We start from the raw sequence: 7,111 nt of genomic DNA on the forward strand, positions 1-7,111 counted from the left end.
ATCATGACCAGCCAGGACTCTCATGGCACCAACGAAGGCGCCCTGTGGGGCGGCCGGTTCGCATCCGGACCGGCCGCCGCCATGGCGGCACTGAGCAAGTCCACGCACTTCGACTGGGCGCTCGCCCCGTACGACGTGCGCGCCTCCCAGGCGCACGCGAAGGTCCTGCACCGGGCCGGGCTGCTCAGCGACGACGACCTCGCCACCATGCTCGACGGCCTCGACCGGCTCGCCGCCGACGTCGCGTCCGGGGCGTTCGTTCCCGCCGAGTCCGACGAGGACGTCCACGGCGCCCTCGAACGCGGCCTCATCGACCGGGTCGGACCGGAGGTCGGCGGACGCCTGCGCGCGGGCCGGTCCCGCAACGACCAGGTGGCCACGCTGTTCCGGATGTGGCTGCGCGACGCCGCGCGGCGCATCTCCGACGGAGTGCTGAACGTCGTCGAGGCCATCGCGACACAGGCTGCCGCGCACCCGCAGGCGGTCATGCCGGGCAAGACGCACCTGCAGGCCGCGCAACCGGTCCTGCTCGCGCACCACCTGCTCGCGCACGCGCACCCGCTGCTGCGCGATGTGCAGCGGCTGCGTGACTTCGACAAGCGTGCCGCCGTGTCCCCGTACGGATCCGGTGCGCTGGCCGGGTCCTCGCTCGGGCTCGACCCCGATGCGATCGCCGCCGAGCTGAACTTCGACTCGGCCGCGGACAACTCGATCGACGCGACCAGCTCGCGCGACTTCGCAGCCGAGGCCGCGTTCGTGTTCGCGATGATCGCCGTCGACCTGTCGCGCATGGCGGAGGAGGTGATCCTGTGGAGCACTCCCGAGTTCGGGTACATCACCCTCGCCGACGAGTGGTCCACCGGATCGTCGATCATGCCGCAGAAGAAGAACCCGGACGTGTCCGAGCTCACCCGCGGCAAGGCGGGTCGTCTCATCGGCAACCTCACCGGCCTGCTCGCGACCCTCAAGGCGCAGCCGCTCGCGTACAACCGCGACCTGCAAGAGGACAAGGAACCGGTGTTCGATTCGGTGGCGCAGCTCGAGCTGTTGCTCCCGGCGATCACCGGCCTGGTCGAAACGCTGACGTTCCACACGGACCGGATGGCCGAGCTCGCGCCCGCCGGGTTCACCCTCGCGACGGACATCGCCGAGTGGATGGTGCGTCAGGGCGTGCCGTTCCGGGTCGCGCACGAAGCGGCCGGCGCGTGCGTCAAGGTCGCCGAAGGCCGGGGCGTGGGACTCGAGGACCTCGCCGACGAGGAACTCGCCGCGGTCGATCCCGCCCTCACCCCGCAGGTGCGCGAGGTGCTCACCGTGGAAGGGTCCATCGCGTCCCGCAACGCGCGTGGTGGCACGGCCGGAGAGCGCGTCGCCGAGCAGCTCGCGGGGGTCCGCGCGACCGCGCGTGAGCTGCGGGAGCAGGTCCGCGCCTGACCGATCCGAACAGGCCGGTTCGACCGACGCCGGGTGTGACCCACACGGCGTTTCGAACCGGCCTGTGGCATACCCGGCGTGTGGCAGGCTGGGGTTCTGACATGTCGGATTGCGGTACACGCGGCGGATGGGGTGCGGTTCGTGGGACTGGGGAGTGAATCGGTGATGGGGCCGTTGCGTCGCGTCGTGGCGACGGCGCAGAACGGCCTCGAGGTGATTCGGTTCGGGGGGCTCGAGACCGGGGCGGCGCCGTCGCCGTACCAGGTCGTCGCCCGGACTCCGATGTACCGTCTGCGCCGCTACTTTCCCGAGACCGATACCGCCTCGACGGGGATCCCGGTCGTCCTCGTTCCGCCGATGATGATGTCGGCCGATGTGTACGACGTGACCCGCGAGAAGGGCGCGGTCGGAATGCTGCACGCCGTCGGTCTCGATCCGTGGGTCGTCGACTTCGGGTCCCCGGACCAGGAGGAGGGCGGTTGGAGCCGCACCCTCACCGACCACATCGTCGCCCTCGACGAGATCGTCGACCGGGTTCACGACTACACGGGCCGCGACATCCATCTCGGCGGATACTCGCAGGGCGGCATGTTCTGCTATCAGGCCGCGGCATACCGGCGCAGTCGCAACATCGCCAGCCTGATCACGTTCGGCAGTCCCGTCGACACGCTGGCGGCGTTGCCGTTCGGTATCCCGGACGCCATCGCGGTCCGCAGCGCGGATTTCCTCGCCGACCACGTCTTCAACCGGATGGCGATCACCGGGTGGATGGCCCGCACCGGCTTCCAGTTCCTCGACCCGATCAAGACGGTGCGGGCGCGGCTCGAGTTCGTCATGCAGTTGCACGACCGGGAGGCGTTGCTGCCGCGGGAACCGCAGCGCCGATTCCTCGACACCGAGGGCTGGGTCGCGTGGTCGGGTCCCGCGGTCGCGGATCTGCTGCGTCAGTTCATCGCGCACAATCGGATGGTCAGCGGCGGATTCGTCATCAACGACCGGGCGGTGACCCTCGCGGACATCACGTGCCCGATCCTCGCGTTCGTCGGTGAGGTCGACGATATCGGGCAGCCCCTCGCCGTGCGCGGCATCCGCAAAGCGGCCCCTCGTGCGCAGGTGTTCGAATACTGTTTGCGCGCAGGTCATTTCGGACTCGTCGTCGGTACCTCCGCGGCGCAGCACACGTGGCCTACTGTCGGGGAATGGGTGCTGTGGCGCGAGCAGCAGGGGGACCGGCCCGTCGGCATCGTCCCGATGGCCGTGCCCGAACCGCACGCCGAGGGCGAGACCGGCGTGTCCGTCACCAGCCGGCTGACCCACACCGCCGCCACCATCGCCGAGGTCGGTGTGGAAGTGGGCAAGGGTCTCGCCGAGATCGCCGCCGGCACCGTCCGCGGCGCCCGCGAACTGTCCGGTGAGGCCGCGCGGGCGCTGCCGCGGCTCGCGCGGCTCGGGCAGATCCAGCCGCACACGCGGATCTCCGTCGGCAGCCTGCTCGCCGAGCAGGGCCGCAAGGCCGCCGACCGTGAATGCTTCATCTTCGAGGATCGCGTCTACACCTTCGCCGCGGTCAACCGCCGCATAGACAACGTCGTGCGGGGACTCATCCACGGCGGCGTGCGCCCCGGGATGCGTGTCGGTGTCCTCATGGACACGCGCCCGAGCGCCATGGCCGCGGTCACGGCGGTCTCCCGTATCGGTGGGGTGTCGGTGCTGCTGCCACCCGGCTCCGACCTCGACGAGACCCTCCGGCTGGGCGCCGTCGAGAAGATCGTCACGGACCCGGAGCACCTCGGGACCGCCGTCGCGACCGGTCTGCCCGTTCTCGTGCTCGGCGGCGGCGACGTGCGCGACCTCGACGTCGAACCCGGCTCGGACGTCATCGATCTCGAACGCCTCGACACCTCCACGATGGAGCTGCCGGGGTGGTACGTGCCGGACCCCGGCATGGCCCGCGAACTCGCCTTCATCCTGTTCACAGGCCACGGCGATTCGCTCGAGATGAAGCTGGTCACCAACCACCGGTGGGCACTGTCGGCGTTCGGTACCGCGACCGCCGCGGCCCTCGGCCGCGGCGACACTGTGTACTGCCTCGCGCCGCTGCACCATTCGTCGGGACTGCTCGTCAGTTTCGGAGGTGCACTCGCCGGTGGATGCCGCATCGCGCTGTCCCGGGGACTGGATCCGGCGCGGTTCAGCGACGAGGTGCACCGCTACGGCGTCACCGTCATCACCTACACGTGGGCGATGCTGCGGGAGATCCTCGACAGCCCGTCGCTGCACATCGACGACATCCACCCGGTGCGCCTGTTCATCGGTTCCGGCATGACCCCCGGCCTGTGGCGGCGCACCATGGAGCGGTTCGCCCCCGCGCAGGTGCTCGAGTTCTACGCCTCCACCGAAGGCGCGATCGTGCTGGCCAACGTGTCCGGCGCGAAAGTCGGGTCGAAGGGCCGGCCGCTGCCCGGCAGCGCCGAGGTCCGGCTGGCCGCCTACGACCCGGTCGGCCGGCGATTCGTCGAAGACGAACGAGGTTTCGTCCGGGAGAGCGTGCCCGGCGAAGTCGGACTGCTGCTCGGCCGCTACAGCTCGACCACGGACATCTCCGCAAGCGTGATGCGCGGTGTGTTCGAGACGGGCGATGCGTGGGTCCCCACCGAGAACCTGTTCCGGCGCGACGCGGACGGCGACTTCTGGCTGCTCGACAACAAGCGCACCGTCATCGTCACCCCGCGCGGCCCGGTCTATGCGCAACCCGTCGTCGACGCGCTCGGCGCGCTCCCTCGGGTCGATCTCGTCGTCGCCTACGGGGTGCGCGCCGGCGATACCGACCTCGCCGTGGCCGCGTGCACGCTGCGCGAGAACAAGGCGCCGAGCTCCGTGGAGATCACCGCGGCGCTCGATGCACTGCCGGCCGCCGAACGCCCCGACATCGTGCACGTGGTGCCGCGCATCCCGCTCGGGCCGTCCTTCAGGCCCATCGCGGACGATCTGCGGGCACAGGGTGTGCCGAGGCCGACGGTGCGTTCCTGGTACGCCGACCCCGAGACCGGAACGTACAAGCGGCTCACCAAGACGGTGGCAGCGCGGCTGGCGACGGGCGTCGTCGATTCGGGTTCCGCTGCGCGGTAGCCTTGGTCCCGTTCGCATATCGCACTTCGAGAGGACAACGGTGGCTGTCGACCCCACGCTGTTGAGCATCCTGGCCTGCCCGCAGGACAAGGGGCCGTTGCTCCTCGTGGACGACGTCGTCCTCTACAACCCACGGTTGCGGCGCGCCTACCCCATCGAGAACGGCATTCCCGTCCTTCTCGTCGACGAGGCGCGCGAGGTGACCGATGCCGAACACGACGACTACGTCGCGCGCGGGGTCGCGGGCTGGACGCAGGACTGATCGGCTGACCGGCGACGGCACGTACAGCAGGGCGCAGCTGACCGCGGCGGACCCCGTCGCGGGCGCACGCCTGCTGCTCGGCGCGATCCTCCGGGTCGGCGACGTCGCACTGCGCATCACCGAGGTCGAGGCGTACGGAGGGCCCGAGGACGGTCCCTGGCCGGACCCGGCCGCGCACTCGTACCGCGGCCGCACCGCCCGCAACGCGGTCATGTTCGGACCGGCGGGTCATCTGTACGTGTACCGCAGCTACGGCATCCATCACTGCGCGAACATCTCGATCGGACCCGACGGGGTCGCGGCCGCGGCGCTGCTGCGCGGTGCGCACGTCGTGTCGGGAGAGGAGACCGTCCGCGCTCGCCGCACCCCGGGTACCGCGGAGTCGAACCTCGCGAGGGGACCGGGCAACCTCGCCGAAGCACTCGGTCTGACACTCGCCGACAACGGCCTCGACGTGTTCGATGCGCCGTCGCGGGTGCGTCTCGACCTCGCCCCCGGCACCGTCCCGGACCCCGTGGAGACCGGTCCCCGGGTCGGCATCACGCAGGCCGCCGATCGGCCGTGGCGGCTGTGGATTCCCGGCGCGATCGGTGTCTCGGCGTACCGGCGTAGCCCACGGGCGCCGGCCGCGAATCCGCGGATGGGATGATCGAGCGGTGACTGAGCACATTCTCGACGAACTCACCTGGCGCGGGCTCATCGCCCAATCGACCGACATCGACGCACTGCGACGGGACCTCGACGCAGGTCCGCTCACGTTGTATGCCGGTTTCGATCCGACCGGGCCGAGTCTGCACGCCGGTCACCTCGTGCCTCTCCTCGCTCTCAAGCGTTTCCAGCGCGCCGGCCACCGGCCGATCGTTCTCGCAGGTGGGGCCACCGGCATGATCGGCGATCCCCGCGAGGTGGGGGAGCGGACGATGAACTCCGTCGACACGGTCGCCGAATGGGCCGAACGCATTCGCGGTCAGCTCGAGCGGTTCGTGGACTTCGACGATTCCCCGACCGGCGCGATCGTCGCCAACAACATGGACTGGACCGGGCAACTCAGCGCGATCGAGTTCCTGCGCGGAATCGGCAAGCACTTCTCCGTCAACGTGATGCTGGCCCGCGACACCGTCAAGCGCCGTCTCGAAGGCGACGGCATCTCGTACACCGAGTTCAGCTACATGCTTCTGCAGGCCAACGACTTCGTCGAGCTGCGCCGCAAGTACGGCTGCACGCTGCAGGTCGGCGGCTCCGACCAGTGGGGCAACATCATCGCCGGCGTCGAACTCAACCGCCGCGTCGACAGTGAGTCCGTGCACGCACTCACCGTTCCACTAGTGACCTCCGCGGACGGCAAGAAGTTCGGCAAGTCCACCGGCGGCGGCAGCCTGTGGCTCGACCCGGAGATGACCACGCCGTACGCCTGGTACCAGTACTTCGTGAACGCCGGTGACGCCGACGTGATCAAGTACCTGCGCTGGTTCACGTTCCTCGACCAGGAAGAACTCGCCGAGCTCGAGGTCGCCACCGCGGAACGCCCGCAGGCCCGTGAGGCACAGCGTCGGCTCGCAGCGGAAATGACCACGCTGGTCCACGGAGAGGCGAACACCCGCGCGGTGGAGCTCGCGAGCCGCGCACTGTTCGGTCGCGGAGAGCTTGCCGATCTCGACGAGGGCACGCTCGCGGCGGCGCTGGCCGAGGCATCGATCGCCGAAGTCCACAAGGGCGAGCCGTCCACGATCGTCGACCTGCTCGTCGCGAGCGGACTGTGCGAGAGCAGGGGCGCGGCGCGGCGCACGGTGAAGGAAGGCGGCGCCTCCGTCAACAACGTGCGTATCGCTTCGGAGGAGTGGACGCCCGGTGAATCGGACGTTCTGCACGGGCAGTGGCTCGTCATCCGGCGCGGGAAGCGGAACTTTGCCGGCGTGCGCCTCGTCCGGGGCTGACAGCGCTCTCATGTTACGGGCTGACGGGCCGTTGACCTGCGGATTTGACGGCCCGTTAGCGGAGGCGTAACTTAGTCGTCGTTCGAGCGAGAGGGACACAGACCCGGACCGGAAGGTACGGGCACCTTTAGTGCCCCGAGATGATCGGACAGCCAAGCAGAAGATCGTACCGGTTCGAAGCGATTTTGACTCGGTAAGATGGACCTGCTAGGTTAGAACAGTTGCCCCGGAGCGGGTCGGACGCTAGTCCGGAACGCGATGGTGTGTGCGTGTTCTTTGAGAACTCAACAGTGTGCCGATGAATGTCAGTGCCAAATTTTTTTGGTGCGACCACTTCACAATTATGTGGGTG

At 69.2% G+C, this 7,111-nt stretch carries 5 protein-coding genes; all 5 read left to right on the forward strand.

All coding sequences use genetic code 11. From position 1 onward, the window contains the following. Positions 1 to 3 precede the first annotated feature (3 nt). The 5 genes from argH to tyrS all read left to right on the forward strand — a co-directional run bounded on the left by argH (position 4) and on the right by tyrS (position 6,759). Positions 4 to 1,434 (forward strand): argininosuccinate lyase, encoded by a 1,431-nt coding sequence (argH, locus tag ACWDUD_RS24760; RefSeq protein WP_450111007.1) that lies wholly within the window; start codon positions 4 to 6, stop codon positions 1,432 to 1,434. A gap of 141 nt (positions 1,435 to 1,575) precedes the next feature. Next, the gene (locus ACWDUD_RS24765; protein ID WP_450111008.1) at positions 1,576 to 4,563 is read left to right on the forward strand and encodes an acyl-CoA synthetase; all 2,988 of its coding nucleotides are present in this window, start codon (positions 1,576 to 1,578) and stop codon (positions 4,561 to 4,563) included. A gap of 40 nt (positions 4,564 to 4,603) precedes the next feature. Next, the gene (locus ACWDUD_RS24770) at positions 4,604 to 4,825 is read left to right on the forward strand and encodes a Trm112 family protein (RefSeq protein WP_197252497.1); all 222 of its coding nucleotides are present in this window, start codon (positions 4,604 to 4,606) and stop codon (positions 4,823 to 4,825) included. Further along, positions 4,770 to 5,474, forward strand: a complete 705-nt coding sequence (locus ACWDUD_RS24775; protein WP_450111009.1) for a DNA-3-methyladenine glycosylase — start codon at positions 4,770 to 4,772, stop codon at positions 5,472 to 5,474. The genes ACWDUD_RS24770 and ACWDUD_RS24775 overlap by 56 nt, the downstream gene beginning before the upstream one ends. 7 nt (positions 5,475 to 5,481) lie before the next feature. Beyond that, positions 5,482 to 6,759 (forward strand): tyrosine--tRNA ligase, encoded by a 1,278-nt coding sequence (gene tyrS, locus ACWDUD_RS24780; protein WP_450111010.1) that lies wholly within the window; start codon positions 5,482 to 5,484, stop codon positions 6,757 to 6,759. Positions 6,760 to 7,111 lie beyond the last annotated feature (352 nt).

The organism is Rhodococcus sp. NPDC003382 (assembly GCF_053589135.1).

What these genes read in the sequence shown, in the direction of transcription:
- argH (WP_450111007.1), top strand. Translation starts at nt 4, where the DNA reads ATGACCAGCCAGGACTCTCATGGCACCAACGAAGGCGCCCTGTGGGGC.
- ACWDUD_RS24775 (WP_450111009.1), top strand. Translation starts at nt 4,770, where the DNA reads ATGCCGAACACGACGACTACGTCGCGCGCGGGGTCGCGGGCTGGACGC.